8 protein-coding genes and 1 pseudogene are annotated in these 15483 nt (G+C 65.8%); 6 read left to right on the forward strand and 3 right to left on the reverse strand.

Translation table 11 applies throughout. From position 1 onward, the window contains the following. From ACQR13_RS30005 to ACQR13_RS30020, 4 genes and pseudogenes are all read left to right on the forward strand, one after another. Window positions 1–2553, forward strand: a pseudogene (locus tag ACQR13_RS30005) (hypothetical protein); the annotation flags it as partial. Beyond that, the gene (locus tag ACQR13_RS30010; protein ID WP_434863522.1) at window positions 2553–5819 is read left to right on the forward strand and encodes a hypothetical protein; all 3267 of its coding nucleotides are present in this window, start codon (window positions 2553–2555) and stop codon (window positions 5817–5819) included. The pseudogene ACQR13_RS30005 and the gene ACQR13_RS30010, both read left to right, overlap by 1 nt. 20 nt (window positions 5820–5839) lie before the next feature. Next, window positions 5840–7117 carry a 5-aminolevulinate synthase gene (hemA, locus tag ACQR13_RS30015; protein ID WP_316202718.1) on the forward strand — a complete coding sequence of 426 codons (1278 nt, stop codon included), beginning with the start codon at window positions 5840–5842 and terminating at the stop codon, window positions 7115–7117. Between the two features lie 558 nt (window positions 7118–7675). Further along, on the forward strand, window positions 7676–9532 hold the full coding sequence (locus ACQR13_RS30020) for a tetratricopeptide repeat protein (protein ID WP_434845194.1): 1857 nt from the start codon (window positions 7676–7678) through the stop codon (window positions 9530–9532). Window positions 9533–9544: 12 nt separating this feature from the next. Here ACQR13_RS30020 and ACQR13_RS30025 read toward each other — a convergent pair whose 3' ends face one another. The 3 genes from ACQR13_RS30025 to ACQR13_RS30035 are packed head-to-tail and all read right to left on the reverse strand — an operon-like array spanning window position 9545 to window position 12734. Continuing rightward, window positions 9545–10579 carry a class II aldolase/adducin family protein gene (locus tag ACQR13_RS30025; RefSeq protein WP_316188511.1) on the reverse strand — a complete coding sequence of 345 codons (1035 nt, stop codon included), beginning with the start codon at window positions 10577–10579 and terminating at the stop codon, window positions 9545–9547. Window positions 10580–10593: 14 nt separating this feature from the next. Next, window positions 10594–11463 carry a TIGR01459 family HAD-type hydrolase gene (locus ACQR13_RS30030; RefSeq protein WP_315718342.1) on the reverse strand — a complete coding sequence of 290 codons (870 nt, stop codon included), beginning with the start codon at window positions 11461–11463 and terminating at the stop codon, window positions 10594–10596. Further along, a complete protein-coding gene (locus ACQR13_RS30035; protein WP_315718343.1) occupies window positions 11460–12734 on the reverse strand; it encodes an FGGY-family carbohydrate kinase in 1275 nt (424 codons plus the stop codon). Before ACQR13_RS30035 ends, ACQR13_RS30030 begins: the two co-directional genes overlap by 4 nt. Window positions 12735–12914: 180 nt before the next feature. Between ACQR13_RS30035 and ACQR13_RS30040 the strand changes: the two genes are divergently transcribed. Together ACQR13_RS30040 and ACQR13_RS30045 are read left to right on the forward strand one after the other, a co-directional pair. Further along, window positions 12915–13904, forward strand: coding sequence for a sugar-binding transcriptional regulator (locus tag ACQR13_RS30040; RefSeq protein ID WP_315718398.1), 990 nt, complete (start codon window positions 12915–12917; stop codon window positions 13902–13904). A gap of 38 nt (window positions 13905–13942) precedes the next feature. Continuing rightward, window positions 13943–15382, forward strand: a complete 1440-nt coding sequence (locus ACQR13_RS30045; protein ID WP_315718344.1) for an extracellular solute-binding protein — start codon at window positions 13943–13945, stop codon at window positions 15380–15382. Window positions 15383–15483 lie beyond the last annotated feature (101 nt).

Here is a 15483-nt window from a genome sequence, read left to right on the forward strand (position 1 = left end):
GCGACGGCGCGCTGCGACAGCTGTCACAACGGCAGCTACACCGGCCAGGGCACCAAGGGCGCCATGGGCACGGCGTCGTATCCGAACCACGTCGCCACCGGCGGCGCCGACTGCGTCAGCTGTCACGCCAAGGCGGCCTCGGGCGGCTTCACCAGCTGGGGCGGCGCGGCGTTCAAGCATGCCGCGACCGACACCAATTGCGCGACCTGCCACAACGGCAAGACCGCGATGGGGATGACGACGCCGCCGCACATCCCGACCGGGACGCTGCAGTGCTCGAACTGCCACAGCAACACCGCGGCGAGCTTCGCCACCTACACCATGAACCATGCCGCGGTGGCGACGGCGCGCTGCGACAGCTGCCACAACGGCTCCTTCACCGGCCAGGGCACCAAGGGCGCCATGGGCACCGCGTCGTACCCGAACCACGTCGCCACCGGCGGCGCCGACTGCGTCAGTTGTCACAGCAAGGCCGCCAGCGGCGGATATGTGAGCTGGGGCGGCGCGGCGTTCACCCACTCCGCGGCCAACACCAATTGCTCCGCCTGCCACAATGGTTCGAGCGCGAAAGGCCTGACCACCCCGCCGCATATTCCGGTGACGGGCGTGCAGTGCTCGAATTGCCACAGCAACACGGCGGCGAGCTTCGCCACCTACACGATGAGCCATGCTGCCGTGCATGCCACGCGCTGCGACAGCTGTCACAACGGCTCGTATCGCAGCCAGGGCCGCAGAGGTGCGCAGGGGCCGGATCACAGCGCCAAGACGCAGGATTGCGGCTGCTGCCACGTGCGCGCCGCCGCCAACTTCTCCACCTGGGACGACGACCCGCAGAAGCCGGCAGCAGGCTGCTCCACGACGGCGCGGTCGGTGGTTCCGGCTCAGGCCCCGGCCGTCAAGGCGGTGACGCCGGCCTCGACCGCCAACCGGACGATGACGGCAGCAACGAATCCCGATGCAGCACCCGGTACGAGCGCCGCACCGGCTGCATCTCAGGCCACTGCTGCGGCCGGCGCTGCCGCCAAGCCCGCTGCGCCATCCAGTTCGACGCTCCTGTTCAGCAGCAAGCCGCTGGCGAACACGGCTGCGACGTCGACGGCCCCGACAGCGGGGTCCGAAGCAGGGGCCTCCGCCAGTTCGTCCGGTTCCTCCAAGCCCGACAGTTCGGTCAAAGCTGGCGGCGCGACGACGTCCGTGCCGCAACCGTTGAGCACGCCGTCCCGAATGACATCCGCGACATCGCCACTCTTGCCGAACGATCCCCGCGGCAGGCTCTTGCCCCCGACCGATACTGGTAGCGACTCGCCGGAAGCGAAGAATGCCGGTCGGCTTCCGTCGCTGCTGCCGACGTTCAATCCAAGGGCAGGGCTTGCCGGATCGAGCACCACGGAGGCCGGCTCCAGATTCAATCACATGACGGCGCAAGGGCCATGCGCATCCTGCCATAACGGAATGACCGCGCCTGGCAAGCCGCCGAAGCACGTCGCAACCGCTGCGCCATGTGAGACCTGTCACAAGAGCACGACGACGTTCAGCGGCGCCCGGTTCAGCCATACTGGAACGACGGCGGCCTGCGCGAGCTGTCACACCGGCATGGCCGCGACCGGCAAGCCGCCGAAGCACGTCGCAACCACTGCGCCGTGTGAGACCTGTCACAAGAGCACGACGACGTTCAGCGGCGCCCGGTTCAGCCACACCGGAACGACGGCGGCCTGCGCGAGCTGCCACAACGGCATGGCCGCGACGGGCAAGCCGCAGAAGCACGTCACGACGAATGCGCCGTGCGAGACCTGCCACAAGAGCACGACGACGTTCAGCGGCGCCCGGTTCAGCCACACCGGCACGATGGCGGCCTGCGCGAGCTGCCACAACGGCATGGCCGCGACGGGCAAGCCACAGAAGCACGTCGCGACCAGCGCGCCGTGCGAGACCTGCCACAAGAGCACGACGACGTTCAGCGGCGCCCGGTTCAGCCACACCGGCACGATGGCGGCCTGCGCGAGCTGTCACAACGGCATGGCCGCGACCGGCAAGCCGCAGAAGCACGTCGCGACCAGCGCGCCATGCGAGAGCTGCCACAAGAACACCGTGTCGTTCTCGGGCGCGCGGATGGATCACACCAGCCTGACTGCGCCGTGCGCCAGCTGTCACAACGGCTCCAATGCCACCGGCAAGTCGCCGAAGCACTTCGTGACCAACGTCCCCTGCGAGAGCTGCCACCGGACGGTGAGCTGGAGCTCGGTCAATTACCGGCATATGTCGGCAAGCTATCCGAACCATAGCGCGGCCATTGGCTGCACCGCCTGCCACAGCGGCAATTCGCAAGCCGTCGTGTTCAAGTTCGCGGCCTACAAGCCCGACTGCGCCGCCTGCCACGCCAGTGATTTCCGCCCGCAGCAGCACGCCAAGCTCGTGAAGCCGGCGCCGATGGACTACACCGTCGCCGAGCTCAAGGACTGCACCGGCGCATGCCATATCTATGCTGACAAATCGCAAACCACCATCATCACCCGCCGCCAGCGGCAGCACCGGGTCAATGGAGGCGGCTGGTGATGCGCGGCTGCTTCGGACAAGCAGCGGCGGCGAGGTCGGCGGGATGGCTGATCAGTCTGCTGGCCGGCCTGCTCGCAATCCTGCTCGACGGAGCCTTTGGCATTGCACCGGCCCAGCCGGTCATCGATCAGTTCGTCGCCAATGCAACTGCCACGACGATCGGAAACTGCAGCCTTCTGCGGGTCAACTTTCACGTTCGTGTCCGCTACACCGGGCATTTCCCGCTCGACCAGGGCAGCCAGCTCAGCGTCTCGCTGCAATTGGTCGATCGGGACGCAATCATGGCGCGCCGCCTGGTCAGGCGCGAAGGCGTGCGTGTCGACAACGCCCAGGGCTCCGGCATCCAGGACGTCTATCTGACGCTCGATCAGAACAGAGGACCAATCCTCGTCGTCCAGTTTGCCGGCGAGTTCACCTATCAGATCGTCCAATCCGGCAGCTTCGAGCAGGTGGCGATCGTGGTGGCCCGAAAGGGCCCGGTGTCGGCGTGCAAGGTGAAAGCCCTGGTGCCGAGCGTAGCCGCTCCGGATGCGCCGAAACCGGTTGCGATCCCCGGCGCGGCGGCGTCGGTCCGCAACGACAATCGCACGATGCAGCAGGCGTCCGCGGCGGACATCCGGCTTGCGGAGGCCTCGATGGACGAGGCTCGCGCGTCGATCAAGAAAGGCAATTTCAGCGCCGCGATCGATCTCCTGCGAAAGGTGCTGAAACTCCCCGAGAACGGCTCGAGCGCCGAGGCGCAGGAGCTGCTCGGCGTGGCGCGGCAGAAGGCCGGCCAGACCGCTGCCGCGCAGGCGGAGTATGAAGACTATCTGCGCCGCTATCCGAGCGGCGAGGGCGCCGAGCGGGTGAGGCAGCGGCTCGCTGCGCTTCTCACCGCGACCGGCAGCGCACCGGCGCGGCCGCGCGACATGTCTTCTGTCACGCCCGAGGGCGGAGACATGGGGACAGGCATGCCGACCAAGGCGGCAGGGCCGAACGGCGACACCCGCTGGTCGATGTCGGGCAGCCTCTCGACCACCTTCATCACGAACGACACGACCAGCGCCGTCAAGGACAGGGCGATTGCGCCGAACCCGAATGCGGATCCCGACGCGCACCGGGTGCATCAGAACACGCTGCTGACCAATTTCGACTTTCTCGGCACCGCCGACAACGATCGCATCAGGACCAAGTTCAGGCTGGCCTTCACCCATGAGCGCCAGTTCGATACCGGAAACGACAAATACGGCGTCTCGACCGCCCAGGTTGACTACACGCTGAAGGAGGCCGACGTGACGCTGCGCGTCGGACGGCAGTCCCGCAACACCGGCGGCGTGATCGGCCGCTTCGACGGCGCGGTGCTGAGCTGGCAGAAGAGCCCCGGGCTGCGCCTGAACGTGCTCGCAGGCTCGCCGAACTGGAGCCGTTTCGACGCACCGTTCAAGGATGGCAAGACGCTCTATGGCGCGAGCATCGACTTCGGCAAGATCCTGGGCGGCCTCGAGACTACGGTCTATCTGATCACGCAATACGACCGCAACATCGTCGACCGCCAGGCCATCGGCGCCGAATTCCGCTATTTCGACACCAACAAGTCGCTGCTCGGCCTGATCGACTACGACACGCATTTCCGTGCGCTCAATGCGGCCGTGTTCTCCGGAACCTATACGTTCGAGGACAAGTCGGTCGTCAACGCCTCGTTCGATTATCGAAGGGTGCCATTTCTCTCGACCTGGAATGCGCTGCAGGGGCAGCCGTTCCTCACGCTCTACGACATGATGAAGTTCAATACGGCCGGCGAGATCAGGCAGCTCGCGATCGACCGCACGCCGACGTTCCAGTCGGCGATGGTGAGCTATTCGCGGCCCCTGAACGAGACCTGGCAGGTCGCGGCCGATGCCACGGTGACCAATCTGACCGGCACGCTGCCCTCCGGGGGCGTCGACGGCACGCCGGCGAGCGGCCTCGAATATTATCTGTCGGCTCAACTGACCGGGAACGGCATCATCAAGCCGGGCGATCTGTTCATGGGCGCGCTGCGGTACGCGAGCCTGGCGGATTCGAAATTCTACGTGCTCGATCTCGCCACGCGCTATCCGATCACGCCCGATCTCGCCATCAGCCCGCGGCTGCGGGCGGGGTACAGGTCCGGGACGAAGACCGACTTGAAAGAGTACACGATTCTGCCGTCGCTGCTGGTCAGCTATCTCTGGTCGAAGGAGATCAGCCTGGAAACGGAGATCGGCTACCGGTTCGTCGACAGCACGCTGGCCAACGTCAAGACGACGACCAAGGACTTGTTCGCGACGGTCACGTTGCGGCGCGATTTCAACGCCGACGGTGTCACGAAGTGCAACGCCTCGATTGTCAGTTGCGCCTGGGCCAGGCCTGCGGCGCTGCAGGGCGGCCAGGGGGCGGGCTCGGGCGATATGCCGCTGCGGTCGCGCGCGTCGATCCTGCCGTCCTACATGCTGGAGACCGGAGTGCGCTACTGGTTCAGCTCCGGGCAGAATCGATACCGCTATTTCGCCGATCAGGCCGCGACGCTTCAGGTCTCCCGGCTCGCCTATGGCGGCATGACCGGGCACAGCGGCGAGATGTTCTTCAGGGTCGATGCGCTCGACGGCCCGTTCACCAACATGTTTCTGAAGGGCTATTTCGGAGCGGGCAAGATCAGCTCGGGCACGCTCGTCGACGAGGACTTTGCGCCCTTCGTCAATCCGTCGTCCAAGACCGTCAGCAGCGTGGGCGGGCGGCTGCAATACGCGAATCTCGATGTCGGTTTCAACCTGCTGGAGACGGACCGCTTCCGGCTCGGCGCCTTCGTCGGCTATCAATATTGGACGGAAACGGTCGACGCGCGGGGCTGCACCCAGGTGGGTGGCAATCCGACGATCTGCAGTCCGGCTCTTGGGGCAGGCGTGAAGGTGGTGACCGAGCAGGATCGCTGGCATAGCGGACGGGCCGGTGTCTCACTCGACACGCGGCTGTCGGACCGGCTGAGCTGGCAGGCGGAGGCCGCCTATGTCTGGACTTCGCAGAATGCGATCGACACGCACTATTTCACCTTCGGGCGCGATCCCGCCTCGGGACAAGGATCCGGATTCCAGGCCGAGACCGTGCTGAACTACCAGTTGACCGACAATTTCCGCATCGGCATCGGTGGGCGCTGGTGGCATCTCAGCACCAATGCGGTCGATTCGTTCAATCAGGTGCTGCGATATACGACGGAGCGTTATGGCGTGTTTCTCCAGGGCTCCTACCAGTTCAATCGGGCACGATAGTCTGCTGGAGTCGTCCAATCATGAACTACCAGATGCGGCCGTTCGGCCTTTTCCCTGAATATGACGCGATGTTCCGCGGTGCATTGGATCGACTGCATCAGGAACGGCGCTACCGTGTCTTTGCGGACCTCGAACGCCTGGCGGGGCGCTATCCGTATGCGATCTGGCATTCGGAGGAAGGCAAGCGTGAGGTCGTGATCTGGTGCTCCAACGACTATCTGGGCATGAGCCAGCACCCGAATGTCATAGGAGCCATGATCGATGCCGCAGCGCGCATGGGCACAGGCGCGGGCGGCACCCGTAACATCGCGGGAACGAACCATCCGCTCGTCGCCCTCGAGCAGGAGCTGGCTGATCTCCACGGCAAGGAAGCCGCGCTGGTGTTTACCTCCGGCTACGTCTCCAACGAGGCGGGGATATCGACGATCGCCAAGCTGCTGCCTGGGTGTTTGCTGCTTTCCGACGAGCTGAACCACAACTCCATGATCGAGGGGGTTCGCAAGGCCGGTGCTGAGAAGCAGATCTGGCAGCACAATGATCCTGAGCATCTCGAACGGCTGCTGCGGGCGGCAGATCCCGAAAGGCCCAAGCTCATCGTGTGCGAGAGCCTGTACTCGATGGACGGGGATGTCGCGCCTCTGCATCGAATTTGTGACTTGGCCGAGCGCTACGGCGCTCTGACCTATGTCGACGAGGTGCACGCGGTCGGGATGTATGGCCCGCGCGGCGGCGGCATAGCTGAGCGCGACGGGGTCATGGAAAGGATCGACATTGTTGAGGGCACGCTGGCAAAGGCCTATGGCTGTCTCGGCGGCTATCTTGCGGCTGGGGCGAACCTGATCGATGCGGTGCGCTCCTACGCCCCCGGTTTCATCTTCACGACGGCATTGCCGCCTCCGGTCTGCGCAGCCGCGACCGCTGCAATCCGGCATCTGAAAACCTCGACAGCGGAGCGCGTCCGGCATCAGGATCGCGCAGCGCGGTTGAAGTCCGTCCTGACGGCAGCAGGCCTGCCCGTGATGCCGAGCGAGAGCCATATCGTGCCGGTGCATGTCGGCGATCCCGAGAAGTGCAGGGCGGCTTCGGACCTGCTGATGTCGGAGCATGGCATCTACATCCAGCCGATCAATTACCCCACTGTCCGGCGAGGACTGGAACGCCTGCGTCTTACCCCAACGCCCTATCACGACGACGCGCTCATGGACCAACTGGTCCATGCGATGATGAAGGTGTGGGACAGACTCCATCTCTGTTGCCGCCGGGAGAGCGGTCTCACGCGTGGGCATGAAGCGCCATAGCGCTGCCGGCGAAAGATTGGATCAGAAATCGGCGTCCGGCCGGTGTGCGGAAAGGCGGTCGTGCTTCAGCCACTGAACGAACGCACGTGTTCTCCCGCTCCGAGCGCACCATCCAACCTCTCCCTCCTTTCCAGTCCGTTTCCGATCTGTGTGCGGATGGCCGTGTCCAGCGACGAGCCCGAGCTGTCCGACGGCCCATGTCAGGCATCCGGCCGGATCAGCGCCAGGCCCGAGTCCGGATCGTGAAACTTGCGCAGATGCGCCGGCGTTTCGCTGATGATGATCTCGAGGGTCGGGCGGATGGCCCGACCTCATATAGGCGTAACCACCGAAGAAGTCCTCACCCTTGTCCTGCACGCCGATTTGATCGTGCCCGCGATGGTTGCGCTGAATTTGACTTCCACGAAGTGGTCATCGGATCGTTGTCTTCCGAGCTCTTATGCTAGGGAATGCAGCCAGAATCGGAGCGGCCCTCACCACAGCCGGAGATAGAATTGCGGCTGTCAGCCTGAATGAGAATCAACTACTTTAACGACGCAACCTGGACCATATGCAGCAATGAACCGTCGCGAGCGCCGAGCTTCACCCGCTAAAGTGAAGCTCCAACCTGTCAAGCCCGATGGTGCCGCGCTCTTCTATGACGCTGCTTTGCGCGATGTCGCCGATGGCCGACATGCGGATGCCGAACGGTGTTGCCATATGGCGCTTGCGATCGACGGAGGGCATGCGCCGACCCTCAACTTGCTGGGCATCCTTGCCCTGCAGGGGCAGCAGTATGAAGCTGCATTGCAGTGGGTATCCCGCGCGCTCCAGCAGGATGTTCAGCCGCAGTACTTCCTGAGTCTTGGCACGGTGCTGCAGGTCTTGGGACGCTCGGATGAGGTGCTGAAGGTCGTCGACAAGGCGACGGCGCTCGGTCTCGAAAGCGCCGATCTGTGGATGCTGAGGGGGAATGCCCTCGTCAACCTGCAGCAGCTCGCCGACGCCGTGTCGAGCTTCCAACGTGTGTTGGAGCTGAATTCCAGGCATTGGGATGCCGCCAACCAGTGCGGCATCACGCTTCAACGGCTGGGGCGGATCGACGACGCGCTTACCTATCTCGATCTGAGCGACGTCTTGCGGCCCAACCATGTCCCGACACTCTTGATGCGTGGCGCGCTTCTGAACGGCTTGAAGCGCTTCGACGAGGCCCTGACGATCTGCCAGCGAGCTCACGCCATCGAACCGGAAAACTCCGACATCTGCGTCAAGACCGGCATCGTGTTGCGGACGATGTGCCGAGACGAGGACGCGTTGGAATGGTTCGAGCGAGCCCTGGCTCTGCAGCCGGGTTCAAGGGATGCGCTGCACGACAAGGCCTCCGTGCTGACGAAGCTCCGTCGGTTCGACGAGGCGTTCGAGATCTACAGGCAGTTGAAGGGGGCCGATCCGAGAGACGCGCTGGCCGATCTTGGAACGGCTCATTTGAACCTGTTGTTGGGAAATCTCGACGCGGGCTGGTCTGGCCGGGAGGCCCGTTGGAGCCTGCCGAGCTCTTATCCGCGCTTCCGGCGACCCATGTGGCTCGGCCAGGATGGCATCGCGGGACAAACCATCGTCATCGCCGCCGATGAAGGACTGGGCGATACGATCCAGTTTGTCCGCTACGTGCCGATGGTCGCAGCGTTGGGCGCGCGCGTCATCCTTGCCGTTCAAAAGCCGTTGCTTCCACTGTTGTCGAACATGCCAGGCATTTCGCAATGTATTCCGGTCTCGGAGGCCGCCGACCTTGCGGGGGTGGATGTCCATTGTCCGATCATGAGCCTGCCGTTTGCCTTTCGGACGACACTGGCCACGATTCCTGCGCCGGCGTCCTATTTGCCGGCGCCTGATCCGGATCGGATCCAACTCTGGCAGGAGCGCCTTGGCACGCCCGAGAAATTGCGCGTCGGCCTGGTCTGGTCAGGCAACCCCAATCATCTCGACGACCACAATCGCTCCATCCCGTTGCGCACGTTGTCCCGCCTGCTCGGCGCGGATGCGGCGTTTGTCAGCCTGCAGAAGGAGCCGAAGGCCGAAGACAAGGCCGTGCTCCAGGAGACGAGCGGGATCGTGGACCTGACGGGTCAACTTGCCGATTTCGCCGATACCGCCGCGCTGATCTCATGTCTGGATCTCGTGATCACGGTCGATACCAGTGTCGCTCATCTCGCCGGCGCGCTTGGCTGTCCGACCTGGACGCTTCTGTCGTACACGCCGGACTATCGCTGGCTGCTCGATCGTGACGACAGCGTCTGGTATCCGCGCATGCGCCTGTTCCGTCAGCGCGAAAGGCGCGATTGGGGCGAAGTCATCGATCAGGTCGGAGATGCGCTTCACGAACTGGTTGGGGCGAGGGCGCCGTCCCCGCCGGTCTCGAGCGATGCGATCGCGTGATCCGTCGCCGCTTCAATTCGACGGCTGGCGGCTTGCCGTCAGCTGCTGCCGGTAACGTTCGGCGTCCCAGTTGAGCAGCAACTGCTCGTGCTGAGACGAGAGATAGCCGATATCGGCCGATAACGGCAGGCGGCTGGTCACGAGCGCGAGGCAGCTCAGCATGGCCTCGGCGCCCGGGCTGGCGTCGCTGCGGATGAGGGCGCCGAGACCCGGCGCGAGGGCCGCGACGGGCGCGGGCAGGCGGCTCGCGTCCGCCCGTGCGAGCAGCGTGGCGAGGCCGCCGGCGCTCTCGATCGTCGGCAGGCCCGGGCCGAGAAACACGACGTGGTCCGGATACAACGAGCCGCCGGTCGCGATGGCGCGGCTGAACGGATCGGTGGCGATGCCGTGGCTACCAGCATCGTGCGGCAGGCGATAGGCGGTGCCGGCGCACAGACGGCGCAAGGCCGCGGCGTCGGCAGCGGGCGCCGGGCGCACCGGCAGCGCCAGCCTGCGCTCGACGTCATGGACCAGCGCCTCGGCCTGATCGCAGCTTTCGGCACCGACGACGAGGCCGTGATTGCCGAGGATCAGCACGTCGATGCGGTCGCGCGCGACGATGGTGCTTACTGCGCGCGCCAGCGGCAGTCCGGGATGAAAGTAGTCGAGATGGCGCCAGGCGAGCCCATCCAGCCGCGCTGCAAATTCATCGCGCGCATCGCGCCGCGCCGCCCAGGCGATGGTGTTGACGGCATGCACGTGCAGCACGACCCGGTGCGGCAGCAGCGCATGCAGCGCGGTCTCGATCGAGGCGCGCAGGGGGCCGGGAGCGGCCAGCGGAATGCGCTCGTCATCAGCGGCGAGCGCATCGCGCGCCGCAGGCAGGAGAACAGGCACGAAGATGTCCTTCGCGTCGGCGTCGGCAAGCCAGGTGCCGGACGCCTTCACCCACAGCACATCATCCTGCTTGAGCGAGGAGTTGCCGCCGGCGCCTTGCACCAGCTCGATGTTGCGGCCGACCCGCGCCGACATCCGGCGCAAATCATCAAGCTCGGCAGGCTCGCGCATTTCGCGTCTCCTTCTCACCACACCAGGTGCTGCATCGTCCAATTCGGCATGCGGCCGGGCGAAGCTGCGAGCTTGCGCGTTGCCGCAGCGAGGTCGGGCGCACCGGCCAGCGTCGTGCGATGCACGCCATCGCCGAGCAGCAGGCTCTGCAGGCCTGCAGCGCGGGCGCCGGCGACGTCATGGTCGAGCGAGTCGCCGATCATCAGCACGCGGTGCGGGTCCGGATCGCCGAGCTGCTCCAGCGCCGCCGCGAAGATCGGCGCATGCGGCTTGCCGACGAAGCTCACCGGGCCGCCGAGCCACTCATAGGCGCGCGCCAGCGTGCCGGGCGCCGGCACGAGGCCGGCCGCACCGAACATCATCAGGTCGGGATTGGCGCAGATCATCGGCACGCCCCGCGCGGCCGCGCCGGTGAATCGATCGCGCCAGAGGTCGGGCTCGGCGAGGTCGTCATCGAGGCCGCCGAGCAGGATGAAGTCGGCGTCACGCATATCCGTCACGAGGACGAGGTCGAGCCCGTCGATCAGCGAGCAATCGCCGCCCCGGGTGATCAGGAAGCAGGCATTGCCACAATCGGTGAAGGGTTCGCGGGTGCGGTCGCGCAGGCCGGTCCATGTCACCTCGCCCGAGGTGAGAATGCCGTCATAGGTCGAGCGCGGCAGGCCGAGCCGGGCGAGGCGCTCGGCATTGGCGCTCGCGCGCTTGCCGGAGTTCGACAGCACCAGGATATGCTTGCCGGCCTCGCGCAGCCGCAGGACGCAGTCGTGCGCAGCCGGAAGCACCGTCCTGCCGTCATGCAACGTGCCCCATTGGTCGAGCAGGACGTGATCGAACCTGTCGGCGATGGCAGACAGGCCGCTGATCTCGCACGCCGCCGCCGTCATCGTGGCGGTCCCTGCAGCGCCAGCAGCGCGGTGCCGTAGCTCGCTTCGGTCTGCGCGGCGACGCTGACGGGCACGCCGACGATGCGCCGGCGGATATCGGTCCAGGCATCATTTCGGGCGCCGCCGCCGATGCTGATCACCCGCCGTAGCGCCGGCGCGCCGAGCGCGTGAAGACGCTGATAGGCCAGCGCTTCCACGCCGGCAATTCCTTCGAGCAGCGCCTGGAAGAAGCGATGATCTTCGGCCGGACGTGGCGTGATCCGCGGCGCCAGCGCGGGATCTGCGATCGGAAAACGTTCGCCGGGTTTGGGCAGCGGATAGTAGTCGAGCCCGGTCGGCTCGTCGGGGCGGAGCAACGGCGTCATGCGGTCCATGTCGGCGGCGGTGAAATGCGCAAGCAGCGCGGCGCCACCGGAGTTCGATGCGCCGCCGGCGAGCCATTTGTCGCCGAGACGATGCGAGTACACGCCCTGATCGGCGGCGAAGATCGGCTGCGTCGCGATCAGCTTCACCACCAGCGTGGTGCCGAGCGAGGTCACCGCATCGCCCGGCGCATCGGCGCCGGTGGCGATGAAGGCGGCGACGCCGTCGGTGGTGCCGGCGACGATGCGCGCCGACGGCGACAGACCGAGCGCGCGCGCGGTCGACGGATCGATATCGGCGAATGGCGTGCCCGGCACGAGAACGCTCGGCAGGACGTCGCGGGGAACGCCGAGCTGATCGATCCAGCGCGGCCATTCGCGCCTGACGGGGTCATAGCCAAGCTTCAGGGCGTTGTTCTCATCGCTGACGCCGTGATGGCCGGCGAGGCGTCCGGCGATCCAGTCGGCCTGGTGCACGGCTTGCCGCGCGCCGCTCGTGGAGGCGAGCAGATGCAGCAGCTTGGCGAGCGGGCTGCTCGTGCCATGCGCACCGCTCTCGGGCGGCGCGATTGCGGCGATGCGCCTGGCCTCGTCGACGGCGCGGGCATCATTGTACATCAGGCCGAGCGAGCGGGGCCGCCCGTCGGCGTCGATCAGCAGCAAGGTGCCGGAGGTGCCGTCGACCGCGATGCGCGCGACGGCGCCGAGATCGACGATCCTGCCGAGCTTGTCGAGCGCCGCGACCGTCGCCTGCCACCACAGCTCGGGATCCTGGTCGATGGCGTTGCCGTCCTGACGCGGCGCGACCAGCGGAACGGCGGCTGCGCCCTTGATCTCGCCGCTGATATCGACGGCGCAGGCGCGCACACCGCTCGTGCCCACGTCGATGCCGACAAACAACTCCGTCATGCGACCTCATCCCGTTGTGCGCCGGCGAGCATGGCTGTGCTCGCCCGGCGCGTCATCCCTGACGCGCTGCAGCACGTTTGGGGGATTGACGGCCGGACCGGCGTCTGCAATTTTTTGCAAGGTGTGAAGAATTTTGCAAGCAGGCATTCAGGCGTGACGACAGCTTCCGACAGGGCGCCCATGGTGGACGGCGAGGCCTCGCTCGCGACGCGCGCCGCCTGGCTGTATTTCGCGGCCGGGCTGACGCAGTCGGAGGTCGCCGACCGCCTCAACATCCAGAGCACCAAAGCGCATCGCCTGATCGCGCGGGCCAGCCGCGAGGGCATGATCCGTGTCTTCGTCGAGGGTCCCGTCGCCGAATGCGTCGCACTCGAGAACGCGCTGGCCGAACGCTACGGGCTCGACTTCTGCCGCGTCGCGCCGGATCTCGGCGAGGGCGATCTGCCACTGAAGGCGCTGGCGCTGGAGGGCGCGAGCTTCCTGCGCCAGGTGCTGGAGCGCGGCGACGACAAGATCATCGGCGTCGGCCACGGTCGCACGCTTGCGGCGGTGGTGGCGCAACTGCCGCAGACGCCGGCGCGCGACGTGCAGTTCGTGTCGCTGCTCGGCGGCCTGACGCGCAAATTCGCCGCCAACCCGTTCGATGTGATCCATCGCCTGGCCGAGCGCACCGGCGCCGAAGCCTATCTGCTGCCGGTGCCGGTGTTCGCCAACTCCGTCGCCGATCGCCGCGTGCTGATGCAGCAGTTCGGCATATCGGACGTGTTCGCGCTGGCGCAGCGGGCGTCGCTGCTGTTCGTCGGCATCGGCCAGATCCATGCCGACGGCTTCCTGGTGTCGAGCGGCATGATCAAGCCGGATGAGGTCGTCGAGCTGAAGCGCGCCGGCGCCTGCGCCGATCTGCTCGGGCATTTCTTCAACGCCCAGGGCGAGCTGCTGGATCTCGATCTTTCGGCGCGCGCCACCTCGATGGCCGCTGCCGATCTGAAGAAACACCGCATCGTCGCCATCGGCGGCGGCGAGGCAAAGATCACGGCCCTGCGCGCGGTGCTGCGCAGCGGCTTCCTGAACGGTCTCATCATCGATGAGGTAACCGCTCAGGCATTGGCGACCGACAAGCCGGAGAAAACATCCGGCAACTCCAAGAACAAGAGTCGGAAGGGCAGGTAACGCGAACACGTCTCTACAAAAAACAAAGGGAGGGTTGAATGTACGATCGTGAGAAGAATCTCTTTGCGGCCTATGCCGGCAAGCGCATCAGCCGGCGTGATCTGCTCGACGGCGCTGCCAAGCTCGGCATCGCCGGTGTCGCCGCCAATGCCGCCTTTGCCTCGGCGATGTCGAGGGCGATGGCCGCTGACTTCAATTGGAAGGCCCATAGCGGCAAGACCGTCAAGCTGCTCTTGAACAAGCATCCTTACGTCGATGCGATGATCGGCGACATCGAGGCGTTCAAGAGCCTCACCGGCATGAACGTCACCTACGACATCTTCCCGGAGGACGTCTATTTCGACAAGGTGACGGCGGCGCTGTCGTCGAAGTCCGATCAGTACGACGCCTTCATGACCGGCGCCTACATGACCTGGACCTACGGTCCGGCCGGCTGGATCGAGGACCTCAACGCCTACATCAAGGATCCGGCCAAGACCAATCCGGCGTTCGCCTGGGACGATGTGCTGCCGGGCCTGCGCTCCTCCACCGCCTGGGACGGCGTCGCCGGCTCCGAGCTCGGCTCCGGCAAGGCCAAGCAATGGTGCATCCCGTGGGGCTACGAGCTCAACAACATCACCTATAACCGCAAGATCTTCGACAAGGTCGGCGTCAAGCCGCCCACCAATCTCGACGACATGCTGGAGGTCGCGGCCAAGATCACCAAGGACGCTGGCGGCCCCTATGGCGTCGGCGTGCGCGGTTCGCGCTCGTGGGCGACCATCCATCCGGGCTTCCTCTCGGCCTACGCCAATTTCGGCCAGAAGGACTTCGTGATGGAAGGCGGCAAGCTGAAGGCCGCGATGAACACCAAGGCCTCCAAGGACTTCCACGAGAAATGGGTCAGGATGATCCAGGGGTCGGGTCCGAAGAACTGGTCGACCTACACCTGGTATCAGGTCGGCACGGACCTCGGCGCCGGCGCCTCCGGCATGATCTTCGACGCCGACATTCTCGGCTACTTCATGAACGGCGGCGAGAACAAGGAGCGCGGCAATCTCGGCTACGCGCCGTTCGCGGCCAATCCGGCCGCGAAGGCGCCGACGCCGAACGTCTGGATCTGGTCGCTGGCGATGTCGAGCTTCTCCAAGCAGAAGGATGCGGCCTGGACCTTCATGCAGTGGGCGGCCTCCGTCGAGCACGATCTGTTCGGTGCCCGCAAGATGGATTTCGTCAATCCGGTCCGAGCCTCCGTGTGGAAGGACGGCGAATTCCGCGACCGCATCGCCAAGTCCTATCCTGGCTATCTCGAGCAGCATGACCTCTCGGCGCCCGGTGCGAAGATCTACTTCACGGCGCAGCCGCTGTTCTTCGACCTCACGACGGAGTGGGCGGCCTCGCTGCAGAAGATGGTGGCCAAGGAGATCAGCGTCGATGAGGGCCTCGACAAGCTTGCCGAGAGCATCAACCGTCAGCTGAAGCAGGCCGGCCTCGGCTGAGGCCGCGCCCCATCTCCCATGACCGCCTGCCGGCCCGGACGCTCCCCACAGCGTCCGGGTCGGCCCGCCCCATCCCGCGCTGATGTGATCACGCCTGTCAT

This window comes from Bradyrhizobium sp. HKCCYLRH3059 (assembly GCF_051168035.1).
Classification (GTDB): domain Bacteria; phylum Pseudomonadota; class Alphaproteobacteria; order Rhizobiales; family Xanthobacteraceae; genus Bradyrhizobium.

Excerpts from the sequence above, each read along its gene's own strand:
- ACQR13_RS30045 (WP_315718344.1), top strand. The coding sequence starts at position 13,943 with ATGTACGATCGTGAGAAGAATCTCTTTGCGGCCTATGCCGGCAAGCGC.
- ACQR13_RS30025 (WP_316188511.1), bottom strand. The coding sequence starts at position 10,579 with ATGCGCGAGCCTGCCGAGCTTGATGATTTGCGCCGGATGTCGGCGCGG.
- ACQR13_RS30020 (WP_434845194.1), top strand. The coding sequence starts at position 7,676 with ATGAACCGTCGCGAGCGCCGAGCTTCACCCGCTAAAGTGAAGCTCCAA.
- ACQR13_RS30010 (WP_434863522.1), top strand. The coding sequence starts at position 2,553 with ATGCGCGGCTGCTTCGGACAAGCAGCGGCGGCGAGGTCGGCGGGATGG.
- hemA (WP_316202718.1), top strand. The coding sequence starts at position 5,840 with ATGAACTACCAGATGCGGCCGTTCGGCCTTTTCCCTGAATATGACGCG.
- ACQR13_RS30040 (WP_315718398.1), top strand. The coding sequence starts at position 12,915 with ATGGTGGACGGCGAGGCCTCGCTCGCGACGCGCGCCGCCTGGCTGTAT.
- ACQR13_RS30030 (WP_315718342.1), bottom strand. The coding sequence starts at position 11,463 with ATGACGGCGGCGGCGTGCGAGATCAGCGGCCTGTCTGCCATCGCCGAC.
- ACQR13_RS30035 (WP_315718343.1), bottom strand. The coding sequence starts at position 12,734 with ATGACGGAGTTGTTTGTCGGCATCGACGTGGGCACGAGCGGTGTGCGC.